Here is a 22,973-nt window from a genome sequence, read left to right as displayed (position 1 = left end):
CTCCCTGGTCATTTCGACGGTCGGTCTAGTGGATCAACCATACCCGCCGCAGTGGCTCAACTTTTAGCCGCCGTCGGTCAGCGCGCTTTCCAGCGCCTCGCGCTCACCACGCGGTTCCACCAGCACCACTAAGGTGCCGGCTACTGTCGCCGCCCGCAGCCACTGCATCTGACGCGCCCCTTTACTCACCAATGTCGCCAACGCACCAGGGGCTTCGGCGGCGCGCAGTTCCAGCACGCTACCGCGCCAGGTGAAATCCCAGTCGCAGTGCACAGGGGGCGTGCCGACGTCGGTGGCTCCGGCCCGGCGGTATTTTTGGCGCAACACACCGGCCTGCGGCGGGCCACCATGTCGGGGCCGCACAGTAATAGCTGCGCGAGTATCACCGTTATCGGCGAAAACAGCCTCACAGCGCAGCGCGGTATAGCCGGAGGCTTTGATGACATGGAGCAAGCGCGCCATAGTGTCGGGCGCATCATCGTGAAGCAGCACGCTCCAGTCCTCGACATCGACTGGGGGCTTGGCTGGTTCGGCTAATTGTTGTGGCGGCTGCGGCGTGGCGCCGGAGAGATGTTCCCGGGTAATGCCCGCCAATGTCGTCATCGCAGCTGCCCTCCCGGCGCTCCAGACCCCAGGGCCAGTGCCCCGCGAATCAGCTTCGGTGAGCACGGTGAGGATATCGAGGATGAGCAGCGGGTCCGGCACCCCGGAAAGACAGTGCGCGAGCTCGTCGGCAGTATCGGGGGACTGCGGATTTTTCGTAGTGGCCAGTTCAGCAAGCATCTGGTGCTGCTGGACAAGGGTGACCAGCGACGCGGTATCGGCCGCATCCAATCCCGCGCGTTTGGCGAAGCTAAGGGCAATATCGGCGCCCTCCTCCGCATGGGGGCGGGCGGTGCCTTTGCCGATATCGTGCAACAGGGCTGCGAGCAGCAGCAGGTCCGGGCGGGCGACTCTGGTACGGCGCTCAGCGGCTTCTCGTACCACCGAGATGGTGTGCTCATCGACGGTGTGGGTGTGGGTGCGTTCGCGGGGTACCAGGCCACGGATCACCGGCCAGGACGCCACGATCGGTTCCCACAGGCCGTGGCGGTCCAGGTCGCGGATGATGGTGGCATCGCTGGCGAGGATGGACACCACGTCGGCAAGCACCGCAGACGGCCACGGAGTAGGCAACGGTGGGCATTCTTTCAGCCGCTGCCAGGTCGCCCGGCCCACCGGCAAGCCCGTGCGGGCAGCACTGGCGGCAGCACGGTAGGGCAGGCCGGGGTCAATGAGTTTCGCGCCGCGGGCGAGCGCCACCTGCCCGGAATGTTCCACCACTCCCTCATCAAGAGGCCGGCGCACAGGACGACGCAAAGCGGTGTGGCGGGGCAATGCCGCCCGCGCGGTGGCGGTGCCGTCGGTAAGCGCAGCATCAATGGTGCGCGCGGCGGTGGCGAGGTGACGCTGCAGTTCAAAGCGGTCCGCATAGCCAAGTTCATCGGCGATGGGTTCGGCAAATTCCGGGTCGAGCACATCGCGGGCCCGACGAGCAGCGCTGTGCAGCCTGCTGCGGATATCGAGCACCAGGGTGCGCTCATCGGTCAAATCGGGGGCGTCGGTGAGGTTCGCCAGCGCCAGGGCGCGTAATAAGTCATGGTCACGTAGCCCACCGCGGCCGTGTTTTAGGTCCGGGCGGGTCATCGCCGTCACCGAACCGGAGCGACGCCACCGGCTGGCTGCAGTCGCAATAAGGTCGTCGAAACGCCCCGTCATACCCCGACGCCATTGGGTAATGAGTTTCGTGCGAGTGGTTTCGGTGAGCTCGGCGTCACCGCTGAGATGAGTCAGGTCCAGCAATGCCAGGTAGGCGGTGAGATCTGATTCAGCGGCGCTGAGCGTGCTATCTGGGGTGCGCACCGAATGATCGATGCGCATTTTCGAGTCCCACAGCGGGTACCAGATGGAATCGGCAACCCGCGCGATCTCGGCATCACTGTTGCCGGGGGCGGCCAATAGGGTCAGGTCCAGGTCCGAGTAGGACGTCATTTCCCCTCGAGCCAAAGACCCAGTGGCCGCCAACGCGAACCCATCCGGCACGGAAATGGTGTCGAGGAGTTCGCGGGCGAAGGCGCCACCAGGACCAGCAGGACCGGTGTGGGTTGTGTGGGACTCGGCGGTCATTGCCTAGACCGCGTCATCATCACGGTCACCGGTGCGCACGCGCACAACCTGGTCGACCGGGGTGACCCACACCTTGCCGTCACCAATGGACCCGGTGCGGGCGGCATTGACGATGGCTTCGACCGCAGCGTCGGCATCAGCATCGCTGACCACGATTTCAATCTTGAGCTTGTCGACGAAATCGACTGCGTATTCGGCACCTCGGTAGACCTCGGTGTGGCCCTTTTGCTGGCCGAAGCCGCGGACTTCGCTGACGGTCATGCCGGCGACGCCAACCTGCTCGAGGGCTTCTTTGATCTCGTGCAGGGTGAACGGCTTGATGATGGCGGTGATGAGCTTCATGTGTTTTCTCCTAGTAAGACAGGCGGCTTAGCGCATGGGGTTCGGGATTGGGGTGGAGGTTTCGTATGCGGTTTCGCCGTGTTCGGCACCATCGATGCCGCCGAACTCGTCTTCCTCGCTAATCCGCCAGCCCATCGTGGCCTTAAGGGCAAGAGCGATAATAAGCGTGACGACGCCGGAGAAGACCAGCGCAACAAGGGCAATCAGAATCTGGATGACCACAAGGCGCACCCCATCGGCGCCACCGCCAAGCAGCAAGCCGGTGTCATTAGCCAGCAGGCCAGCACCAACAGTGCCCCACAGGCCGGCAACAAGGTGCACGCCGACGACGTCGAGGGAATCATCGAAGCGGAAGCGGTACTTCAGGCCGACACCGAGGCACGCCAGGGCGCCACCGATGGCGCCAAGGGCGATGGACGATACCGGGCTGAGGTCACCGGCGGCCGGAGTAATAGCAACCAGGCCTGCGACCACACCGGAGGCAGCGCCAAGCGAGGTGGCCTTGCCGTCGCGGATGCGTTCGGTGGCCAACCAGCCAAGCATTGCTGCGGCAGTAGCCACAGTGGTGTTCAGCCACGCCAGACCGGCCAGGCCATCAGCGGCGAAAGCAGACCCGGCGTTGAAACCGAACCAGCCGAACCACAGCAGCGCAGCACCGAGCATGACCATCGGCAGGTTATGCGGGCGGTGTGCCTGCTTCATAAACCCGTGCGAATGCCCGACGACCAGGGCAAGTACCAGTGCGGCAATACCGGCGTTGATGTGCACCACAGTGCCGCCAGCGAAGTCGATGGGCGCGATGGCCGCTACGGTTTCACCGTCTTCGGTGATGGTGCCGAACAGCCATGCTGACAGGCTGTTTTCCCCGTGGGAGAGCAGGCCGCCGCCCCAGACCATATGGGCCAAGGGGAAGTAGGAGAACGTCACCCACAGTGCAGAGAAAACCATCCAGGTGGAGAACTTCACGCGGTTGGCGATAGCGCCGGTAATCAATGCGGTGGCGATAACAGCGAAGGTGAGCTGGAACCCGATATCGATGACGTTGGCGTAGCCTGCGGCCCCGGCGAGGTAATTGCCGTCGGCGTCGGTGATGGCCCCGGCGAGACCGAATTGCTCGAAGGGGTTGGCGAAGATAGTGCCGATATCTTCATTGCCGTAGGACATCGACCAGCCCCACAGCACGTAAATTACGCTGACGACTCCGAGGCTGCCGAAGGACATCATCATCATGTTGAGCACTGAGCGTTGCCCGGACATGCCTCCGTAGAAGAATGCCAATGCTGGGGTCATAAGTAGCACCAGTGCTGCCGAAATGAGCATCCATGCTGCATTTCCGGACATTGCGGTGACCTGATCTGGGGTCATGTCGACTCCTTGTAGTCGTCGTTGTTGACCATTAAAGACTCGCATTGCCGTGTTTCGGTTTGTTCTGGGCCTGAGTAACCGGTCGGTTAAACCAACAGCAATGTCGTTTCAGTTTCATTTCACAGCCCATGATTGCGTTTCCGGTAGGTGATAGCGCACAAAAATGGCGCCCGGCGGGTTACCGGACGCCATAAGGGGTGGGGCGCTGCAGAAACTATTCGCCGAGCAGGGCGTCGACGAAGCTCTCCGGCTCGAATGGGGCGAGGTGGTCGGCGCCTTCACCAAGTCCGACGAGTTTGACCGGAACGCCCAGTTCATGCTGGACCTGGAAGACAATACCGCCCTTGGCGGTGCCATCAAGCTTGGTCAGGGCCGCACCGGTGATATCGACAACATCGCGGAATACCCGAGCCTGGGTGAGGCCGTTTTGGCCGACGGTGGCGTCGAGTACAAGCAGTACCTCGTCAACAACGGCTTTTTTCTCTACGACGCGCTTGACCTTGCCGAGCTGGTCCATCAGGCCGGTGGAGGTATGTAGGCGCCCGGCGGTATCGATCAGCACCACATCGGCGCCCTGCTCAACGCCCTTAGCAACAGCATCAAAGGCAACGGATGCGGGATCGGCGCCTTCCTTACCGCGCACGGTGTCAGCACCGACGCGGCGGCCCCAGGTTTCAAGCTGGTCAGCTGCGGCGGCGCGGAACGTATCAGCCGCGCCGAGCACGACCTTATGGCCCTGGGCGACGAGGACGCGCGCAAGTTTTCCGGCGGTGGTGGTCTTACCGGTGCCATTGACACCGACGACGAGGACCACCGCGGGCTTGCCGTCTTGCGGCAGGGCGTGGATAGAGCGGTTGAGGTCGGGCTGGCATTCCTCAATCAGCACTTCGCGCAGCAGAGCGCGGACTTCTTCTTCGGTTGAGACATTGCGGCTGGCGATGCGCTCCCGCAGCTTGTCCACCACGCTCATCGTCGACGGGGTGCCAAGGTCCGCCATGAGCAGGGTGTCTTCAATTTCTTCCCAGGATTCCTCGTCGAGGTCACCGGCGCCCATGATGCCGAGCACGGATTCGCCGATGGCGTTCTGGGAGCGGGACAGGCGGCCACGCAGTTTGCCGAGGCGGCCCTCGGTCGGCGCGATATCGTCCAGTGGCTCATCAGGTGCGGTGCTGATGGCGGTATCGGGGCTGGCCGTATCGTCAGCGGGGGCTTCAGGCTCGGCCGGTGCAGGCTCGGCGGGGGCCTCAGGCTCGGTCGGCGCAGCAGGCTCGACCGGCTCAGTGGGCTCAGTGGGCTCAGCGGCGTCTACTGGTTCAGTGGGCGTCGTGGCGCTGACGTCATCGTCGGCATGCTCACTGGGCTCAACAGCGGCCTGCTTCGGCTCCGGCTTATCGGCAGGGCCTTCCTTGATAACCGGCTCATCAACAGAACCCACCTCCGGCTTGGGCTCCGGCTGCGGCTTGGCCTGCGGCTGCGGCTTCTGCACCGGCGGCTGGTCATCGAGCTTCTGGCCAGGCAGTACCTCAGGCTGTTTCTCCGCAGGAGCCGAGGTCGCCGCGGCAGTACCAGCGGCGAAGTCGAAATCACTCTTGGCCTGATAGTTGCCGGACTTCTGCTCCTGAGTGAGCTCACCGACCTCGTCCTTCTTCGTCAGCGAGATCGTCTTCTGCTTACGCCGGTAGATACCAACGAGGAACAGGATCGTCAGCAGGATAAGGAAGACAACTATGCCAATAGCGACATAGAGCCACATCGGATCGATCGAAGCCAAGAATTCGTTCATGCCACCAGTGTGACAGCCCCACCCACGGACTGCATACAGCACCCGCCCAACAAGCCGCCCGGCGCGGCTAGTTCCCCACCGCCTTCGGCGCCATGCGCTGCGATAGCACCTTGGTCACACCATCGCCCTGCATGGTCATGCCATAGAGCACATTGGCCACATCCATCGTGGGCTTTTGGTGTGTGATGACAATGAGCTGGGACGATTCGCGCAGCTCCTCAAGAAGGGCAATCAGCCTGCGTAGATTGACATCGTCGAGTGCGGCCTCGACCTCATCGAGCACATAGAACGGCGATGGCCGAGCCCGGAAAATAGCGACCAACATCGCCAACGCCGTCAGTGACTTCTCGCCACCAGACAACAGCGACAACCGCTTCACCCGCTTCCCCGGTGGGCGGGCTTCGACCTCGATACCGGTGGTGAGCATGTCATCGGGGTCAGTAAGCACCAACCGGCCTTCACCGCCGGGGAACAAGGTGGTGAATACGCGCGGAAATTCTGCCTCCACATCACGCCAGGCATCGGTGAACAACTGCAAAATGGTGTCATCGACGTCATTAATGACGTTGAGCAAGTCCTTACGGGCGCGCTGCACATCATCGAGCTGGGTCGACAGGAAGCTGTACCGCTTTTCCAGCGCGGCGTATTCCTCTAACGCCAACGGATTCACCTTGCCTAGTGCGCGGAGGTCCTTCTCCGCCTGTTTCAGCTGAGCCTCGGCGGCACTGCGGTCAAAGTCCTCCCCGGGGCCATGTTCGGCTAACAAGTCCTCAGCACTGATACCCAGTTGCTCAGCAATGGACTCCTCGGCCTGCTGCACGCGCAACGCAGCTTCCGCGCGGGCAATATCGCCGTGGTGGGCTTTATTGCGCAACACCTCCAGGGCCTTCGTGGCATCAGCGGCGCTCTGCCGCGCCAGGCGCAGCTGCTCAGAAACGTCCTTAGCGGTAGCGGCAGCCGCGTCGCGGTGCGTCGCAGCGATCTGGAGCTGCTCATCTACCCGTCGGGCCAAGTCTTTGGCTAGACCACTGACTGCGGCGGCGACATCGCGCGCATGAGCCCGGCGCGCCTGGGCGGCTTCATGTCGGGCCCGTGATTGGCGTTCGGTGGCGGCAGTGCGGCGCAATCGGTCAGCTTTACCGAGCACCCCACTGTGGCGTTCCTCAGCGGTGCGCAACGCCAGCCGCGCTTCGGTTTCTGCGCCGCGGGCTGCGGTCAGTTCGGCCGCGGTGCGGTCACGTTCCTCAGTGGACGGCTCCCCTTGGCTGGGTTCATCATCCATGCGCGCTAGCCGTGAGGTGATGTCGTCGAGTTCGTCGGAAAGTACCCGAACACGCTGTTCGGCTTCCTCCCGTCGTTTCGCTGCCCTGGCTGCATCGTGGTCAACACCGGCGCGTTGCGCATTAGCTCGCGTGACCGCATCAGTCAGGTTCGACACGTGGCGTTGGTGGTCGCGCAGCGCTGCCCTGGCGGCAGCAGCGTCGGTACGCCGGTCCTCTTCTTCAGCAATCGCACCGGAGAGCACACCACCAAGGTCGGAAAGCCGTGCCGACGCGGTTTCGTGCTCGGCGCGGATCTCAGCGACCTCGGCGCCAAGTTCAACCGCGCTGCGGCTACCACCAGCACCGCCGGCGACCCAACCCGGGCCATGCAGACGGCCCTGCGCAGTAACGGCGCGGAGGCGATTGTCGTTATTGACCACTTCCCGTGCGGTGGTGCTATCGGGACACAGCACCACATCAACCAGCAGCGCGGCCAGCGGGGCGGCTAAATCTGGTGGCGCAATAATCTCATCAAGCGCCCAGGTGCACCCCGCGGGCAATTGTGCGTCCAGGCGCCATGTCGTTCCCTGCTCGGTTTGTAGCACCATGGCACGCCCGGCGGCGGCTTCGACGAGTTCATCGATGAGGTCATCTGCCCCATCGACGGCGACGACGGCATCAGCGGCTGGGCCAAGGGCCGCGGCGATAGCACTATCCCAGCCGGAGCTGACCGACATTAGATCAGATAGCGGATCGAGCCCGTGGGTCGACCGTAACCAGCCAGCACCGTCGGTCAGCGCTTCGGAGGCCATACGCTGCAGCGCATCGATACGTGCCGCCAGCCCAGACACCGCCCGTTCCAGGTCGCGCTCTTCGCCGCGGAGTTGCTTGACACGGGCGGAGGCGGCTTCGGCTTCAGTGCGGGCGCGTTCATCAGCCGCAGCGAGTTCAGGCCCAGTCGTTTTGGCCTCAGCAAGTGCGGCAGCGGCGTCTTCGGCTGCGCGGGCGGCGCTCACGCGGCGCTCATCGGACTCGGCGACCTGCTCGGCCAGGCGAGTGACCTCAGCCTCGGCGGCCTGCAGGCGCTGGCGGGTGGATTCTTCAGCAGCGATGACGCGCACCACCCCCTCACGGCGATCAGCGATGGCGCGGACTGCAGCTAAGTGTTCTTTTTCCGCGGCGCGGGCGGCGGCTTCAGCAGAGGCGAGTTTCTGACGTACCTCCTCGAGGCGCTTGCGGGCACCGGCTTCAGCCTCGGCGAGTTCGGCTTCTTCAGCTGCGACCCGGTCGGCCTTAGCTTCGAGCTGGTCCGGGTCGGGGCCAGTCCACGGCGCGGGGCCAGCAGCACTGGCGCGGTCACCGGCGATCCGAGTGGTTGCCGAGACACGTTCGGCCAAAGCCGAAAGCCGGAACCATACCTCGCGGGCTTTTTCAGCGTCGGGGGTGAGCTGTTCGAGTTGTTGTTCTAGCCCGTCGCGGCGGGAGATGGCGTGGTCGGCGTCAGCGGCTGCGGCATTGGTGCGCCGGGCGATATCGGCTGCATCGGCGACAGCATTGTGTTGGGCTGCGCGGAGGTCGGTGAGGTCAGCTGCGGCCAATCCGAGTTTGGCTTCACGCAGGCTGGCCTGCACGGTGCGGGCGCGTTTGGCGGCCTCGGCCTGCCTGGCTAGGGGTTTGAGTTGCTTGGACAGCTCCCCGGTGAGGTCTTCGAGGCGGTCCAGGTTCGCCTGCATGGATGCCAGCTTGCGCTGGGCTTTTTCTTTCCGACGGCGGTGTTTGAGCACACCGGCTGCTTCTTCGATATACGAGCGGCGGTCCTCAGGTCGGGATTGCAGGATCTCGGAGAGCCGGCCCTGGCCGACGATGATGTGCATCTCTCGGCCAATACCGGTGTCAGAAAGTAACTCCTGCACATCCATGAGCCTGCAGCGCGAGCCATTAATTTCGTATTCGCTGGCGCCGTCGCGAAACATCCGCCGGGTAACGGAGACCTCGCTGTACTGGATGGGTAGCGCCCCATCGGTGTTATCGATGGTGAGGGTGACCTCGGCGCGGCCTAATGGCTTGCGGCCTGTGGTGCCGGCGAAGATGACATCACCCATCGTGGAGCCGCGCAGGGTTTTCGCCCCCTGCTCCCCCATCACCCACGCCAGGGCGTCAACCACATTGGATTTACCGGAACCGTTGGGGCCCACCACGGCACAAATACCCGGTTCGAAGACAAGGGTGGTCGCTGACGCGAAGGACTTGAAGCCCTTGAGAGTCAACGATTTCAGGTGCACGGCGGCTATTGTGCCATGACTTATGGCCCGAACTTAGGAGGAGGTGTTGTTCAGCGGCGTTGGAAATCGGTGTACTGACCGCGGGCCTCACCGAAATCGGACACCACAGTAGCTACCGTGCCGGGGGTATTCGGCCCGCGCAGCCACTTAAGTAGGTCCTCGGCGCGGTCTTTGGCCCCCTCGGCGATAACGAGGACGCGGCCGTCGGGGTAGTTCTTGGCATAGCCCACCAGGCCGCGCTCAAGTGCTGCTGAGCGCGCTGCCCAGCGGAATCCCACGCCTTGGACGTGGCCATGTACCCAGGCGGTGAGTCGTACGCTATCGTCCATGCCCGCTAGCTTATGGCTTAACGCTGGCAACGTGGGCATAAATAACTCGACCGGTTCATAAACACCCGCCGGGTAATCACAGTCCCGCACCGCGGACAGGGCTGCCCTGCCTGCCCATAGGCATTGAGCTGCCGGGAAAAATACCCAGACTCCCCATTGACGTGCACATACAGTGCGTCAAAACTTGTGCCACCAGCAGTGATTGAGCGCCGCAGCACCGCGTCACCAACGCGCACCAGGGCCGCGAGTTTGCGGATGGATAACTCATCAGCCGGGGTTTCCCCATTCACCCGGGCCGCCCAGAGCATCTCATCGGCGTAGATATTGCCGATACCGCTGACAACCTCCTGGTTCAGCAGCACGCGCTTGATGCCGCTGTGGCGTTTCTGCATCGCATGGGCCAGCCTCACCGGGCCTGTCTTGTGGGCCATGACCTCTAATAAGTCTGGGGCGATATGTGTTGCCGGGTGCGGTACATACCTGCCGTCGTGCCGCGATGGGGCCAGCTCACAGGCCCATAACCAACCGAAGGTGCGTTGGTCGCGGAAAGCCACTGTCGTACCGTCGGAAAGCTTCACCCGCACCCGCACATGCGGATCTGTCGCACTACCAGCAATAGATGCGGCCTGATCGGCAGGCGGGATGACAAGTTGACCGCTCATGCCCAGGTGCACCAGCAACGCCGCACCATCATCGAGCATCCACCACAGGTATTTACCGCGGCGATCCACACCGGTGACCGCACGGCCAACAAGCCGCCCGACGAGCTCATCAGCCCCACCGGGCTGGCGGCGCACTGCCCGATCCCGCAGCACCTCGATATCAGTGATGCTACGGCCGACAATATGCGGACCAAGCCCCCGACGGATCGTTTCTACCTCGGGTAACTCAGGCATACCGGCTCTCGCTTAGGACAGGGCTTGGGTCGCCTCGTGGGCGGCCTGCATCTCTGCTTCCTTCTTAGTGGCACCCTCGCCACGGCCACGCACCACACCATTGACGAGGACCTCAACGGTGAAATGGCGTTCATGGTCCGGACCGGAGCTTTCCACCTGGTACTGCGCCGCCGGCAATTTCTTCACCGCCAGGCGTTCCTGCAGAAGAGTCTTCCAGTCGCGGCCACGGCTTTCCGTAGGCGCGTTATCAATCATGTCGCCAAAGAGGTCAACAATGACGCGCTGAGAGGTATCAAAACCATGCTCAAGATAAATCGCGCCAAGCAGGGCCTCAGTGGTATCGGCAAGAATGGAATGCTTATCGCGGCCACCGCTGAGCTGCTCACCCCGGCCCAACAGGATGTGCTCACCCAAATTGATGCTGCGCGCTAAGTCAGCCAGGGCGTACATATTGACCACCGCGGCACGCATTTTGGAAATATCCTGCTCATCCCGGTTAGGGAACCGGCGGTAGAGCTCTTCGGCAACCACCATGCCCAACACCGAGTCGCCCAAAAACTCCAGGCGCTCATTATTGGTCAGGTTGCCGTTTTCATTAGCGAAACTGCGGTGCGTCAACGCCAACGTAAGCATCTCATCAGCAATAGGGGCACCAAGCGAGGCCAATAAAGGCGCGTGATCCACAGCGTCGAAAGCGGCGGTACGTGCTGCCTCACCGGTGAGGCGACGGCGGCGGCTCATTTGGTGTCCTTCTCATCGTCGGAAAGCGAAGCGAACTTATCCGCCAGTGCAGCCCAGCGCGGATCGGTGGCCTGAGCTTGCTCTTCGGCGACTTCCTCGGAAACCCCATCAGGCTCGGGCACCTCAGTATCAGCCTCCGCGCAGGCATGACCGAAGTCCTCACAGGTGGGGTTAAACGGCAAGGTCAGCACCGTCTCATCAATCACCGGCTGGGTGATATCGGCATTATCGTCGGTCAGCAGCGGGGCCTCGTCGTCAAGATCTTCTTCATCATCGTCACTGGCGGTGAGGAAACCCGCCGAGGCACTAAAAGCCTGTGTGACGTGAATATCCAGGTGATCATTGAGCTCCGCCAAGCAGCGCACACAGGTGCCATGCAGGGGTGCGCTGATCTCTGCATCAACAAGGACACCACCGCCGAGAGCGGTAATAAAACCGTCGACGAGCACGTCAGCGCCAGCGTCGACACCGATCATCTCGGCACCGATGCGCTCTGGGGTGTGGCCTTCGTTGCGGAAGGGCTGCGCAGAGCCTTCGCGCAGAACATCGCTGACATTGATCAGAAAAGGGGAGCCGGACTGGGTGCTGCGTGCATTCATGATGCGATCAGCATACCCGTCGGCTCCCCCAGACCTCACCGTGGTGAAGTCAGCGACAACTAGCGGCGGTAGTCGCGCTCATCATCGTCGTAGGAATCGTCATAACCACGGTCGCCGCGGGAACGATCCCGCACCGAATCGCGGCCGTAGCGTCCCGACGCACCAGCGCCCTGACGCAGCGCGGCACGATCGCGGCCGACCGTGCGCAGCGTGGTCGACAAGGACTCTTCGAACTCGGCGAGCTTGCTGTCGATATAACGGTCGCATTCGCCGCGCAGCCGGTTGGAATCCGCATGGGCGGCCTCGTTGATCCGGCGGGCTTCCTCGGTGGCTTCGCGCACAACCTCAGAATCAGAGATGAGGCGCTGCTGTTCTTCGAGGCCTTCCTGCACCGACCGGTCATAGGCGGCGTTACCGGCAGTCACCAGGCGGTCAGCCTCAGCGGCGGCCCGATCGGTGACCTGGCGGTATTCACGGTCAGCGTCTTCACGGCGGCGCTCGGCCTCATCCTGGGCCTTAGCCACGGTCATGCTGGCGCGTTCCTCAGCATCGGCAATGGTGGCCTCGGCGCGGTCAGTGGCCTCATCGACGCGGCGAATCGCTTCAGCTTCAGCGTCGGCAACAGTAGCTGCAGCGCGCTGTTCGGCGTCATTAATAATATCGTCGCGCTGGTCAAGAACGTCCTGCGCATCGTCGATTTCGGCGGGCAGAGCGTCGCGGATCTGATCCAAAAGGTCAGCAACCTCACGACGCGGGACCATGCAGTTAGTGGTCATCGGGACGCCGTAGGCTTCCTCGACGATCTGGTTCAGTTGATCAAGACTTTCGAAGACGCGATACATGGTGTGTAGATTACCTGCGACACCACGGGTTTCTCGTTATTGCAGGTACGGGGCTTACGGCGTGTCAGAAAATAACCAGGTTTATTTGCCCAGGAAAACCTGGGCGATACCGGGCTAGCTCAATGAGCTACCAGGCGCCACACCACTATTGTCCGCGGCGCCAACCCCAGAGCGCACTAACGGTCCTGCACCTTGGCCAGCAGCGCCTTTTCCACCGAATCAGGAACCAAACCCTGCACGGAACCGCCATACGTGGCGACCTCTTTAACCAGGCTGGAAGAGGTAAAACCATACTGCGGGTCGGTGAGTAAGAACATCGTGTCCACGCCGGATAAGCGGCGATTCATCTGCGCCATCGGCCGCTCATAGTTGTAATCCGAACTATTGCGCAGGCCCTTAATCAGGGTCGTGATGCCGTGCTCTGTGGTGTAGTTCACCAGCAGCTCCGACCACAAATCCACATGCACATTATCCAAGTGCCCGGTGCAATCCCGAATAAGCTGCATCCGCTCCTCAGGGCTGAACATGCCCTTCTTATTGGGATTATGCGTCACCAAAATAGTGACCTTGTCGAACAGGCTGCAGGAGCGCTCCACAACATCAAGATGTCCCATAGTCAGCGGGTCGAATGAACCCGGGAAACACGCATGCGTCATCTATGCCTCCTCCTCGCGGTCGGCGTTATCGCCCACATAAATCGCGGTATCAAACCGGGCATGGCCATGAGTTTTCCGCTTGCGCTTCTGCACAAGTTCGCTATAGCCCTGCGGCCACACCGTGTCCGCATCGGCGGCAGCGCGCTCCACGGTGACCACAGCGTCGGCACGCAAAGCCGGGCGTAGTGCCTCCAGCATTTCGGTGACCGCCTCCCCAGCCAGTTCATACGGCGGATCAGCAATAACGCGGTCAAAATAGTTCTGCGGGGCGGTCTTGAGATAGGTCGAAGCCTTCAGCTCAACGAGCTGCGCCCCAGGGAGTTTGACGACCCCAATATTGTGCGCGATGGCCGCACATGCCTGGGCGTCATTATCAACCAGCACTACCTCACGGGCACCCCGCGACAGTGCCTCCAGCCCCATCGCACCACTGCCGGCAAAAAGATCCAACACAACAGTGTTTTCAATGCCGAAACGCTGCTGCCAGGAGGAAAAAATAGCCTCTCTCGCCCGGTCAGAAGTAGGCCGAGTGCGTTCTCCCTTGGGGGCGTTAATACGCCGACCACGGGCAATACCTGCGATAATGCGCATTAGGAACCTTCCGTCTCGACCGTGATCGTAACGAGCACATCACCGCCGGCGACATCGGCGAAATCCTCGCCGACAGCAGACTCGATAATGCCAGCGCACGGCGCGACCACGGGAGCTTCTAGCTTGACGGCCTCAACAACAGCGACTGGGTCGCCCACATTGACACGGTCGCCAACGCCGGCCTGCATCCGCGCTATTCCAGCAAATGGTGCGTGCACCTCGACGGTTGCTTCAACGTGATCGCTCATATGGCTTAGTGTACTTTCCGCACCGATGTCGACTCAGCCTCGGTCGAGGTAGTCAGACTCTTCCTCAGTGATATCGGCGGTAAGCGCCCGGGCAGCCTTAATATCCTGCGCAACGAGGTCCTGAGCCACCGTGGCGGCATACTCAATAATCTTGCGATCCGAGCTGAGATCCAGCAGCCCAAGCCCACCGGCCGCACCGGACTGCTCATCGCCTAAAACATCGCCGTGGCTGCGGTAACGAAGGTCCAACTCCGCAAGTTCGAACCCATCATTAGTAGCGGCAATATCCTGCAACCGTTGCCGCTCCGGGCTGCCGCTCTCAGCGTAGGTGCACAGAAAACACAATCCCCCGCGCCCGCCACGGCCAATACGTCCCCTCAGCTGGTGCAGTTGGGAGACCCCAAAACTTTCGGCTTGGCGAATCATCATCACCGTCGCTTCGGGCACGTCAACACCGACCTCCACCACCGTGGTGGACACCAGCACATCAATCTCACCTTCGGCGAAGGCACGCATCACCTCGTCTTTAGCTGCAGCGGGCAGCTGGCCATGCAGCATCCCTACACGCACACCGGGCAAGGCCTGCTCTGCTTGTTCGTAGACCTCCAGCAACGACTCGCCGGGGTCGGTGTGTTCCTCATCGCCGTCCGGTGGCCGCGGATGAATCTTCGGGCACACCACAAAGGCCCTATTACCTGCGGCGACTTCCTCCCCGATCCGTGCCCAGGCACGCGCGTGCCAATGGGGTTTATCAGCCACCGGCACCACAACGGTGTCGATCTCCCGACGTCCGGCGGGCAACTGCCGCAATGTCGAGGTGTCTAAATCACCAAAGAACGTCATCGCAATAGTGCGCGGGATGGGTGTCGCCGTCATCACCAACACATGCGGCACCGCTGCACCACGAGCACGTTCGCGCAGCCGGTCGCGCTGGCGCACCCCGAACCGGTGCTGCTCATCAATGACCACCAGACCAAGGTCGAAAAACTCCACCCCGTCGGAGAACAATGCGTGCGTGCCGACGATGACATCGACCTCCCCGGTCATGATCGCCAAAAGGGCGGCACGTTTATCTGCTGTGCTGAGTGAGCCCGTCAGTAACATCACCGACATTGCGCAACCGGCGGCATCGAACATGGCCGCAAGGGTGCGCGCGTGCTGGGCTGCGAGCACCTCAGTCGGAGCCAACAGTGCACATTGGCGCCCGGCGTCGACAACCCGCGCCATCGCCATAGCAGCAACAACGGTCTTACCGGAGCCCACCTCGCCCTGCAGCAGCCGATTCATTGGGGTAGGTCGCCCAAGATCGGCATCAATGGCGGAGATGACCTCCAGCTGCCCGTCGGTCAATTCGAAGGGCAATCCACGGGTCAGTGCGTCGCGCATCCCGTCGGAACGCGCAGGACACACCTCAGCGCTACGCGAGGCAGTATCCACCCGGCGCAGTTGTGTTGCCAACTGCAGCTCAAGAGCCTCGTCGTATTTCAAACGCTTGCGAATAAGCTCCTCGGCGCGGTTACCAGCAGGCGGGAATTGCAGTCCCCGCAAGGCTTCGTCGAAACTCGGTAAACCAGGCGGCACCTGCGGCAGCGGCTCAGGCTGGGCCGGTAACCACTGCATCAATCGGTGTAAATACAGCGCCAAGGTGATGCCAGCGACTTTATTGCGGCCACGGTGCAGCGGCAGCGACGGCCGGGCAAGTAACTCCAGCAGCTCACCAACACCATGCGCTGTTGCAAAAAGTTTGCCCAGCCGGCCGGTGGCTTTCTCAGCATCATCGGGGTCGGAGATATTAATGAAGTCAGCGTTGGCGAGCTCAAGGTTGTGGTGTCCGATCCGCACCGTGCCCATCACCAGCAACTGTGCGCCCTCATCGATCTCCTCGACCCGGGCGTGGTTGCCAAACACCGGCATGGCCAGGAATTGGGTGCCGTCGGTAATCGTCAACATCCACGGTTTATGTGGCAACCTGCGGCCACGGCCCCGCTTTTTCCAATAATCCACCTCCGCCTTGGTGGGGTCTGGGCCTTTATTGGCCACACGCACAATGGCGGTCACCACCTGCCCGTCCTCCAGCACACCAAGACCGTCATCATGGCGCAGGTAGCGCGGCGGGACCATGGTGAGCAGTTCGCCGACAGTGCTGACCCCAAACCCCTTCCGCAAAGTGCGTGCGGTCTCAGCGCCCAGTGCGTCGGCAAGCTGTGTTGAGGCAGTAGCCCCACGTGCCCAACCCAGCACGACTTATTCCACCCCGATAAGGGCCAGCGGGCCGATGCCATTGGCGGCATAGGCCGAAACATCCACCCCTGGGGTGGTGCTGGCGAGGTACTGCCGCAACGCGATAGCGGCCTCCGGGTCAGCGTCATCACCCAGTAATACGGTGACCAGTTCCCCACCGGCGCGCAACATCAGATCCGCGGTGGTGCGCAATGCTTCAGTCAGGTCCGGGGCCACAACGAGGATATCGCCGGCGGTCTCGGCGAGAATATCTCCCTTGGTGCAGGGCCCAGCAATGGTCAAACCATCACCACGAGCAACACTGAGTTCAGCGGTACGCACCCCAGCAGAGGCCTCGCTCATCGCGTACGTATCGACCGCAAGCGGCAGGCTGGCATCGTGCACCGCCAACGCGGCGAGCCCATTGGCCGCTGTTGCGGTCGGAATCACAGTGACGGAATGTTTCGCAGAGTGGGCAGCTAGTTCGATTTCGATAAGGCCGCGGCTGTCGACCAGCCCATTAGGCAGCAGCACAATATCGGTATCGGCGGCGGCCTCGCCCATCGCGCGGGTCACCGCCGCGCCTGGGTTATCACCGGGGTCCACAGCAATGGCACCGGAGGCAGTCATCAGCTCTGCAAGAGGCCCTGGGGCGACCAAAGCCAGCACCTCCCGCGTGGGCTGGGCCTGGCCCTGCCCCTGGCCTTCGTTCTGCGCAGGATTATGGCTGTGGCCAGCAGGGCCCAAAATTTCGATGCGTAAGTTCTCCAGCTTGCCGACGTCGTAGCCGGCCTCAATGACAGCACCGGCATTGCAGGTGTGGATATGCACCATGTGCCCACCTGAGGCATCTCCAGCGATCACAATGGAGTCGCCGAGGGTTTCCAGAGTCTGCCGTAGCTGCCCGATCTCCTCATCGGTGGCGGTGAGGAAAAACATGACCTCCAGCTCACCGGACTGGCCATGACTTTCCAGCGCCGCACTCGACTGCAGCGCCGGCGGGGCCAGGTGTTCGGCCCCGACTTCGTCAACAAGCGCATCGAGAAGCAACACCAAACCCGCTCCCCCGGCATCAACAACCCCGGCCTCACGCAGGGCGGCGAGTTGGGAGGGGGTGCGTTCTAGAGCATCATCGGCAGCCTGCGCAGCCGCAGCAACAACCCCGGTGATATCGGTGTCGCCATAGTCATCAGCGGCAGTGGCCGCTTCCCGAAGCACGGTCAGGATGGTTCCTTCGACGGGATCGGCAATAGCGTGGTCGACCAGATTGACCGCCTGGATTAACGCATCACGAATATCGGCGCCATTAATATCGCCGTGCTGCGCCGAGTCAGCTATTGCCCGGAGCACCTGCGACAACACGGTGCCTGAATTACCGCGGGCACCACGCAACGCACCTGTGGCAAGCGCCGCCCCGACTTCACGAGTCCGCGTCCTGAGCTCCTCGGCGGGCACACCGTCGGTAGCGTCCTCGGCGGCCTGCAGCGCCGCGGTCATGGTGGCGGCCATATTCGACCCGGTATCCGAATCCGGGACTGGGAAGACGTTCAATGAGTTGAGGTCTTCGCGTCGTTTTTCCAGCGCGCTGACCGCCCGGCGCGCCCAATTGAGCAGGCCATCACCACCAAGGCTTACGCGTGCGGACATGGCGTTCATGCTACAACCGCCAATCGACGGGCTGCACACCCCGGGCGGTGAGTTCCGCATTAGCCCGGCTAAACGGTTTCGAACCGAAAAACCCCCGGGAGGCCGACAGTGGCGAGGGGTGCGGGCTCATAATTGCAGGATGATCGCCCAACAGACTCGCCGCGGTTTGCGCGTCGCGGCCCCACAAGATGGCGACTAGGGGTTGGTCCCTGGCTGCTAGAGCCCGGATTGCGTGTTCGGTGATCTGTTCCCAGCCTTTGCGGCGGTGGGAGCCAGGTTTGCCTGGGGTGCAGGTAAGGACTCGGTTGAAGAGGGCGACGCCCTGGCGGGCCCATGGGGTCAGGTCACCGTTATCGGGAGGGGTGAGCCCAATATCGTCGTGGAGTTCTTTGAAGATATTGGCCAGGGAACGCGGCACCGGGCGCACGTGTGGGGCGACTGAGAAACTCAACCCCATGGCGTGGCCTGGTGTGGGGTACGGATCTTGGCCGACGATGAGTACTTTGACCTCTTCGAAGGGGTACGTGAAGGCCCGTAGGACGTCCGCGCCGGCAGGTAGGTAGCCACGACCGGCTGCGTTTTCGGCGCGCAGGAAATCTCCCATGTGGTGAATCTGGTCAGTGACGGGGGCTAGTGCTTCGGCCCACCCGGGGTCGATGGGAAGTGGTGCGTTGGTTGTCATTAGAAGCTCACCCATCCCCCGCGCAGCCACGGTTTTTCGCCGTCGAGAGTAACCTGCCCCGGCTGTCCGCGGGTGACAGAACCGATAATGCGGAAACTGTCGGGTTGTGCCCCAGCAATGGTGCCGAGCAAGGTGTGGTCTTCCCCACCGTTGAGTACCCAGTCCCACGGGTTGGTATCAAGCACATGCCCGGCGCGGATAAGCAGTTCGTCGGGTGCTAGGGCGTCCCGGTCGAGGTCAATGGCGACATTGGAGGCGGTAGCGATTTGGTTGAGGTCGGTGATGAGCCCGTCGGAATTGTCGGTCAGGCTGCCTGCTCCGGCGGCGCGGGCTACTGGGCCGCGACCATAGGTGAAATCTGGGGCAAGGTGCGCCAGGACTAGTTCATCGAGGTCATAAGGCACTGCCGCGCGGGAACCGAAGCGGCGCAGCAAAGCCAGGCCTGCCGCTGAGTGGCCGATATGGCCTGCGGCGATAACGTTTTCGCCGTGTCGGGCGCCACTGCGCGCCAGGGGTCGGGCGGGCCCGCCGAGTTCGCCCATGGCCGTAATGGAAATAACCAGTGAGTCGCCCCCGACGACATCTCCGCCGACGATTTCTGCCGCACATCGGCCGCATTGGTCCTGCAAGCCCCGGGCGATGCCGACGATGTGGTCGAGCGGGGTGTCCTCAGGTGCGGAGACACCGAAAAGGATGGCGGTTGGTCGCGCCCCCATGGCTTCGACATCGGCGAAGTTTTGCACTGCTGCCTTGGCCCCGATGTGTTCTGGGGTGGACCAGTCGCAGCGGAAGTGGCGGCCTTGGATGAGCATGTCGGTGGTGGCGACATAGCGCGCGTTGGGGGTGGTCATACTCAACACCGCGGCGTCGTCACCGTTGCGGGCGGAGGGGGCGACCTCGCGGATCGCTTCGATGACCCCGTACTCGCCGGTTTCTCCGATAGTGATCATGAATATTTCTCCGATGTCGGGGATAGTCGGGCGGGTGCGGGGACAGGGGCGGTGTCGCCACCGGTGGGGGTTATAGACTGTGCCCCATGGCAGACGACGATCAGGTCAAGGGTAACCGCCGCCGGGCGGCATTCGCGTTAGTGCTGGCTATTGTGCTGGCTGCCGGTGTTATTGGCGCCACGAAGGTGATCCAGGATCGCGCGGCGCGCGGCCCGGTGTTGTTGCCGACGGTGGAGATGCCCGATGATGATTCGGCCCAGTGCAGCCACCTCATGGATGCGCTGCCCGATTCTATTGGCCGTCTTATGAAGGCGGATCTGATGGACCCGAAGCCGCAGGGGGCGGCTGTCTACCGGGATTTCACCGATGACCGTATTACGGTGCGCTGCGGTGCGCCGACTCCGGCGCAGTACACCAAGTTGTCGCGCACTTTTACTGAAGGCGGCGTGGAGTGGTTGGCCGTTACTGATGACACCCCGGAGCTGGACCTAGTGACCTGGTTTTCTGTGGGTGCCTCTCCGGTTGTGGCGGTGACTGGTTCGTCTGACCATAAGGATTCATTGGCCACCATTGCTGAAGCTATGGGTGATGATTTCAAGCCGGGGCCGAAGCGCCAGCCGATTCCGCTGATGGATATTGATGCCCCGCAAGCCGATGGTGTCTGCGATGGTCTGTTCGCGGCCATGCCGGACACACTCGCTGATCGCAGTCGCACCAAGGATGAGGATATGCCTGATGGGGTGCGGCTTCCCGACGGTGCTGCCTTGTGGATGGATGATGCCGGCGATGCGATCACGATGCGTTGTGGTGTGCAGTCCCCGCAGAGCTACGCGCCCGGTGAACAGTTAACGCAGGTGGGTGAGGTGGTGTGGTTCACCGAGCCGACGCTTTCTTCGGGTACCACGGCGGCCTATTTTGCGCTGGGCCGCCAGCGGCTGGTGGCGGTGCATATGCCTGTTGGTGTGGCCTCTGGGGTGCTGCCGGAGATCTCAGCGGTTATTGCCGCCAATCTGGATAACACCGCCCCGTCGGAGCTTGCCGACGGTGCGGGCGACTAAAACACACCCCGGTACCACGCAAACCCTGGTACCGGGGATTTTTTAGCGCCGGGCGACTCGGGCGCGCTCGATGAGTGTGTCGAGCAAAGCGATGTAGCCGATATTGGTCGCGGCGAACATCTTGGGGTACATCGAGATCGGTGTGAAGCCGGGCATGGTGTTGATCTCGTTGATGATGGGCCCTTGGTCGGTGATGAAGAAATCCACCCGGGAGAGCCCATCGCAGCCCAGGGCACGGAAGGCTTTCTTCGCGATCTCCTGCACCTTCTCGACAGTATCGTCGGCGAATTTCGCCGGGATCTGGGCGGTGACCACATTGTCGAGGTATTTGGTGTCGAAGCCGTAGAACCCCTCGTCGGATTCCTCAGTGCCGCACAGTCGGGCCGGCTCGGAGGCAATAACCGTGCCGTCGGGGCGCTGCAGCACACCGCATTCGACCTCGGGGCCGGCCATGGCGGCCTCCACAATGACCTTCCAGTCATGTTCGTGGGCGAGGCTCATGGCGTCGGCAAGCTCATCCCAGCTATCGACCTTGGAGATTCCGATAGACGAACCCCCACGGGCGGGTTTGACGAAGACGGGCAGACCCAACCGGTCTCGTTCTTCGTCGGTGAGCTCCTCGCCCTCATGGAGGACCACCTGGTCCCCAATAGGCAGGCCCGCTGCGGCAACAAGGTTCTTGGTGCGTTCTTTGTCCATGCCGGCTGCGCTGGCGAGCACACCCGGGCCGACGTAGTCCACCCCGGATAGTTCGAACAGGCCCTGGATAGTGCCATCCTCGCCTTGCGGCCCGTGGAGGACCGGGAAGATGACATCGGCGGTGGCGAAAATTTCACCAGTCCGCTTGCCGTTGAGGATGCGTATCTGGCCGCGGTGGCCGGGGTCGGCGGCTAGTTCCAGGCGCTCGGTCTCGGCGGTGGGCTCGGGGACTTCCGGCAGTTCCCCGTCGGCATCGGCGGTGGGGTCAGCAGTACCGGGAACCCAGGTACCGGTGCGGGTAATACCGATGGGCACTACCCGGTAGCGTTCGGGGTCCAGGTGGGCGATAACCGCTGCAGCGGAGATACAGCTAACCGAGTGTTCTGGGCTGGCGCCGCCATAGAGCACGGCGACGGTACACATGCTGTTGGCTGCCTCAGTGGTGTTCATGGCAGGCGATTCTACCGCTGTTTACTCCGCTTTTCGGCTACGTCCCATCAGCGCGCGAATAGTGTCGGGCACATCAAGGCCTTGATGGCATACGCCATGAACGGCGGCGGTAATCGGCATTTCTACCCCGTGATCGGCTGCTAATGCCGACACCGACACACTGGAAATGACCCCCTCCGCGACTTGGCCGTGGGTGGCGTGTTGGGCCTGCTCGACGGTATCGCCCTTGCCCAGGCGTTCCCCGAAGGTGCGGTTACGCGATAGCGGGGACGCACACGTTGCCACCAGGTCACCAAGCCCGGCCAGACCGGAGAAGGTTTTCGCTTCCGCTCCGGCGGCGGTACCCAGGCGCGTGATTTCGGCAAGGCCCCGGGTGATGATGGTGGCCCGGGTGTTCTCGCCAAGACCTTGGCCAGCGGCCATACCGCAGGCCAGGGCGATAACGTTCTTGCAGGCACCGCCGATCTCGCAGCCAATGACATCAGTGTTGGTGTACGGGCGGAAATACCCGGTTGCCACTGCTGCTTGCACCAAGCGGGCCCGGTTTTCGTCAATACAGGCAATAACGGTTGCTGCGGGTTGTTCTGAGGCAACCTCGCGGGCCAGGTTCGGCCCGGACAGCACCGCAATGCGCTCATTATCGAACTCACCGACTTCGGCAATGACCTCACTCATGCGCATATGGGTATCCCGTTCGATGCCTTTTGCCAGGCTGAGCAGGGTGGCCGATTCGGGAATGAATTCGCGCCAGCGTGTGAGGTTGTCGCGCAGTGTTTGTGAGGGAACAGCAAGTACGACGACGTCGGCGTCGGCAAGCGTGGCCTGCGCATCCGCGGTGGCGGTGAGCCCATTAGGAAGGCTTAGCCCCGGTAGATAATCACGGTTTTCGCGGGTGATCTGGATTCGGCGGGCCTGCTGTTCGCGGCGTGCCCACAGTGTTACCGGGTTACCTGCGTCGGCGAATACCTTTGCCAGGGTGGTGCCCCACGAGCCCGCGCCCATTACCGCTACCTGAACCATGCCGCCTCCTTGACCTGCCTGTCTCCACGTACTGGACATCGTATGCGCAGCGTCGATGAACCGCGGGAAAGAAACCCAGGTGTCCCCATTCACAATTGACCGTAGTTTAGACTAGGCTACCCTCACTACTGCGGACTGGCATTCA

20 protein-coding genes are annotated in these 22,973 nt (G+C 62.4%); 1 reads left to right on the top strand and 19 read right to left on the bottom strand.

Features of this window, described 5'->3' with window-relative positions:
• Positions 1 to 63: 63 nt before the first annotated feature.
• From KRX51_RS04645 to KRX51_RS04565, 17 genes are all read right to left on the bottom strand, one after another.
• Positions 64 to 2,166 (bottom strand): HD domain-containing protein, encoded by a 2,103-nt coding sequence (locus tag KRX51_RS04645; protein WP_218361788.1) that lies wholly within the window; start codon positions 2,164 to 2,166, stop codon positions 64 to 66.
• Between the two features lie 3 nt (positions 2,167 to 2,169).
• Positions 2,170 to 2,508 (bottom strand): P-II family nitrogen regulator, encoded by a 339-nt coding sequence (locus KRX51_RS04640; protein WP_218361787.1) that lies wholly within the window; start codon positions 2,506 to 2,508, stop codon positions 2,170 to 2,172.
• Between the two features lie 27 nt (positions 2,509 to 2,535).
• Positions 2,536 to 3,873 (bottom strand): ammonium transporter, encoded by a 1,338-nt coding sequence (locus KRX51_RS04635; RefSeq protein WP_218361786.1) that lies wholly within the window; start codon positions 3,871 to 3,873, stop codon positions 2,536 to 2,538.
• Between the two features lie 214 nt (positions 3,874 to 4,087).
• Positions 4,088 to 5,656 carry a signal recognition particle-docking protein FtsY gene (gene ftsY, locus KRX51_RS04630; protein ID WP_218361785.1) on the bottom strand — a complete coding sequence of 523 codons (1,569 nt, stop codon included), beginning with the start codon at positions 5,654 to 5,656 and terminating at the stop codon, positions 4,088 to 4,090.
• Positions 5,657 to 5,723: 67 nt separating this feature from the next.
• Complete coding sequence (gene smc, locus KRX51_RS04625; RefSeq protein ID WP_218361784.1) at positions 5,724 to 9,200, bottom strand: chromosome segregation protein SMC; 3,477 nt, start codon at positions 9,198 to 9,200, stop codon at positions 5,724 to 5,726.
• 50 nt (positions 9,201 to 9,250) lie between these two features.
• A complete protein-coding gene (locus KRX51_RS04620; protein ID WP_218361783.1) occupies positions 9,251 to 9,529 on the bottom strand; it encodes an acylphosphatase in 279 nt (92 codons plus the stop codon).
• Positions 9,530 to 9,546: 17 nt separating this feature from the next.
• Complete coding sequence (gene mutM, locus KRX51_RS04615) at positions 9,547 to 10,425, bottom strand: bifunctional DNA-formamidopyrimidine glycosylase/DNA-(apurinic or apyrimidinic site) lyase (protein ID WP_218361782.1); 879 nt, start codon at positions 10,423 to 10,425, stop codon at positions 9,547 to 9,549.
• 12 nt (positions 10,426 to 10,437) lie between these two features.
• On the bottom strand, positions 10,438 to 11,166 hold the full coding sequence (gene rnc, locus KRX51_RS04610; protein WP_218361781.1) for a ribonuclease III: 729 nt from the start codon (positions 11,164 to 11,166) through the stop codon (positions 10,438 to 10,440).
• The gene (locus tag KRX51_RS04605; RefSeq protein WP_218361780.1) at positions 11,163 to 11,765 is read right to left on the bottom strand and encodes a DUF177 domain-containing protein; all 603 of its coding nucleotides are present in this window, start codon (positions 11,763 to 11,765) and stop codon (positions 11,163 to 11,165) included. The genes rnc and KRX51_RS04605 overlap by 4 nt, the downstream gene beginning before the upstream one ends.
• Positions 11,766 to 11,824: 59 nt before the next feature.
• Positions 11,825 to 12,607: a DivIVA domain-containing protein gene (locus KRX51_RS04600; RefSeq protein ID WP_218361779.1), complete on the bottom strand. Its 783-nt coding sequence runs from the start codon at positions 12,605 to 12,607 to the stop codon at positions 11,825 to 11,827.
• A 176-nt stretch (positions 12,608 to 12,783) separates the two neighbouring features.
• The gene (coaD, locus tag KRX51_RS04595; RefSeq protein ID WP_218361777.1) at positions 12,784 to 13,263 is read right to left on the bottom strand and encodes a pantetheine-phosphate adenylyltransferase; all 480 of its coding nucleotides are present in this window, start codon (positions 13,261 to 13,263) and stop codon (positions 12,784 to 12,786) included.
• Positions 13,264 to 13,854, bottom strand: a complete 591-nt coding sequence (gene rsmD / locus KRX51_RS04590; protein ID WP_218361775.1) for a 16S rRNA (guanine(966)-N(2))-methyltransferase RsmD — start codon at positions 13,852 to 13,854, stop codon at positions 13,264 to 13,266.
• On the bottom strand, positions 13,854 to 14,102 hold the full coding sequence (locus tag KRX51_RS04585) for an acetyl-CoA carboxylase biotin carboxyl carrier protein subunit (protein WP_218361773.1): 249 nt from the start codon (positions 14,100 to 14,102) through the stop codon (positions 13,854 to 13,856). Before KRX51_RS04585 ends, rsmD begins: the two co-directional genes overlap by 1 nt.
• Positions 14,103 to 14,135: 33 nt before the next feature.
• Positions 14,136 to 16,343, bottom strand: coding sequence for an ATP-dependent DNA helicase RecG (locus KRX51_RS04580; RefSeq protein WP_370625020.1), 2,208 nt, complete (start codon positions 16,341 to 16,343; stop codon positions 14,136 to 14,138).
• A gap of 3 nt (positions 16,344 to 16,346) precedes the next feature.
• Entirely contained in the window at positions 16,347 to 17,969 is a 1,623-nt protein-coding gene (locus KRX51_RS04575) for a DAK2 domain-containing protein (protein WP_218361772.1), read from the bottom strand.
• Positions 17,970 to 17,979: 10 nt separating this feature from the next.
• Complete coding sequence (locus KRX51_RS04570) at positions 17,980 to 18,651, bottom strand: uracil-DNA glycosylase (RefSeq protein WP_255549373.1); 672 nt, start codon at positions 18,649 to 18,651, stop codon at positions 17,980 to 17,982.
• Positions 18,651 to 19,601: a thiamine-phosphate kinase gene (locus tag KRX51_RS04565; RefSeq protein ID WP_218361768.1), complete on the bottom strand. Its 951-nt coding sequence runs from the start codon at positions 19,599 to 19,601 to the stop codon at positions 18,651 to 18,653. Before KRX51_RS04565 ends, KRX51_RS04570 begins: the two co-directional genes overlap by 1 nt.
• An 86-nt stretch (positions 19,602 to 19,687) precedes the next feature.
• On the opposite strand from KRX51_RS04565, the gene KRX51_RS04560 reads away from it, so the two are divergent.
• Positions 19,688 to 20,659, top strand: coding sequence for a DUF3515 domain-containing protein (locus KRX51_RS04560; protein ID WP_218361767.1), 972 nt, complete (start codon positions 19,688 to 19,690; stop codon positions 20,657 to 20,659).
• A 42-nt stretch (positions 20,660 to 20,701) separates the two neighbouring features.
• On the opposite strand, the gene KRX51_RS04555 is transcribed toward KRX51_RS04560, so the two are convergent.
• Both KRX51_RS04555 and KRX51_RS04550 read right to left on the bottom strand, forming a co-directional pair.
• Positions 20,702 to 21,808: a D-alanine--D-alanine ligase family protein gene (locus KRX51_RS04555; RefSeq protein WP_218361765.1), complete on the bottom strand. Its 1,107-nt coding sequence runs from the start codon at positions 21,806 to 21,808 to the stop codon at positions 20,702 to 20,704.
• A 21-nt stretch (positions 21,809 to 21,829) separates the two neighbouring features.
• A complete protein-coding gene (locus KRX51_RS04550; protein ID WP_218361764.1) occupies positions 21,830 to 22,828 on the bottom strand; it encodes an NAD(P)H-dependent glycerol-3-phosphate dehydrogenase in 999 nt (332 codons plus the stop codon).
• Between the last annotated feature and the right edge of the window lie 145 nt (positions 22,829 to 22,973).

This window comes from Corynebacterium sp. TAE3-ERU12 (assembly GCF_019209905.1).
Taxonomy (GTDB): Bacteria; Actinomycetota; Actinomycetes; order Mycobacteriales; family Mycobacteriaceae; genus Corynebacterium.
The sequence above is the reverse complement of the archived record's forward strand: the minus strand, read 5'-3'. Positions and strand labels throughout refer to the sequence as shown.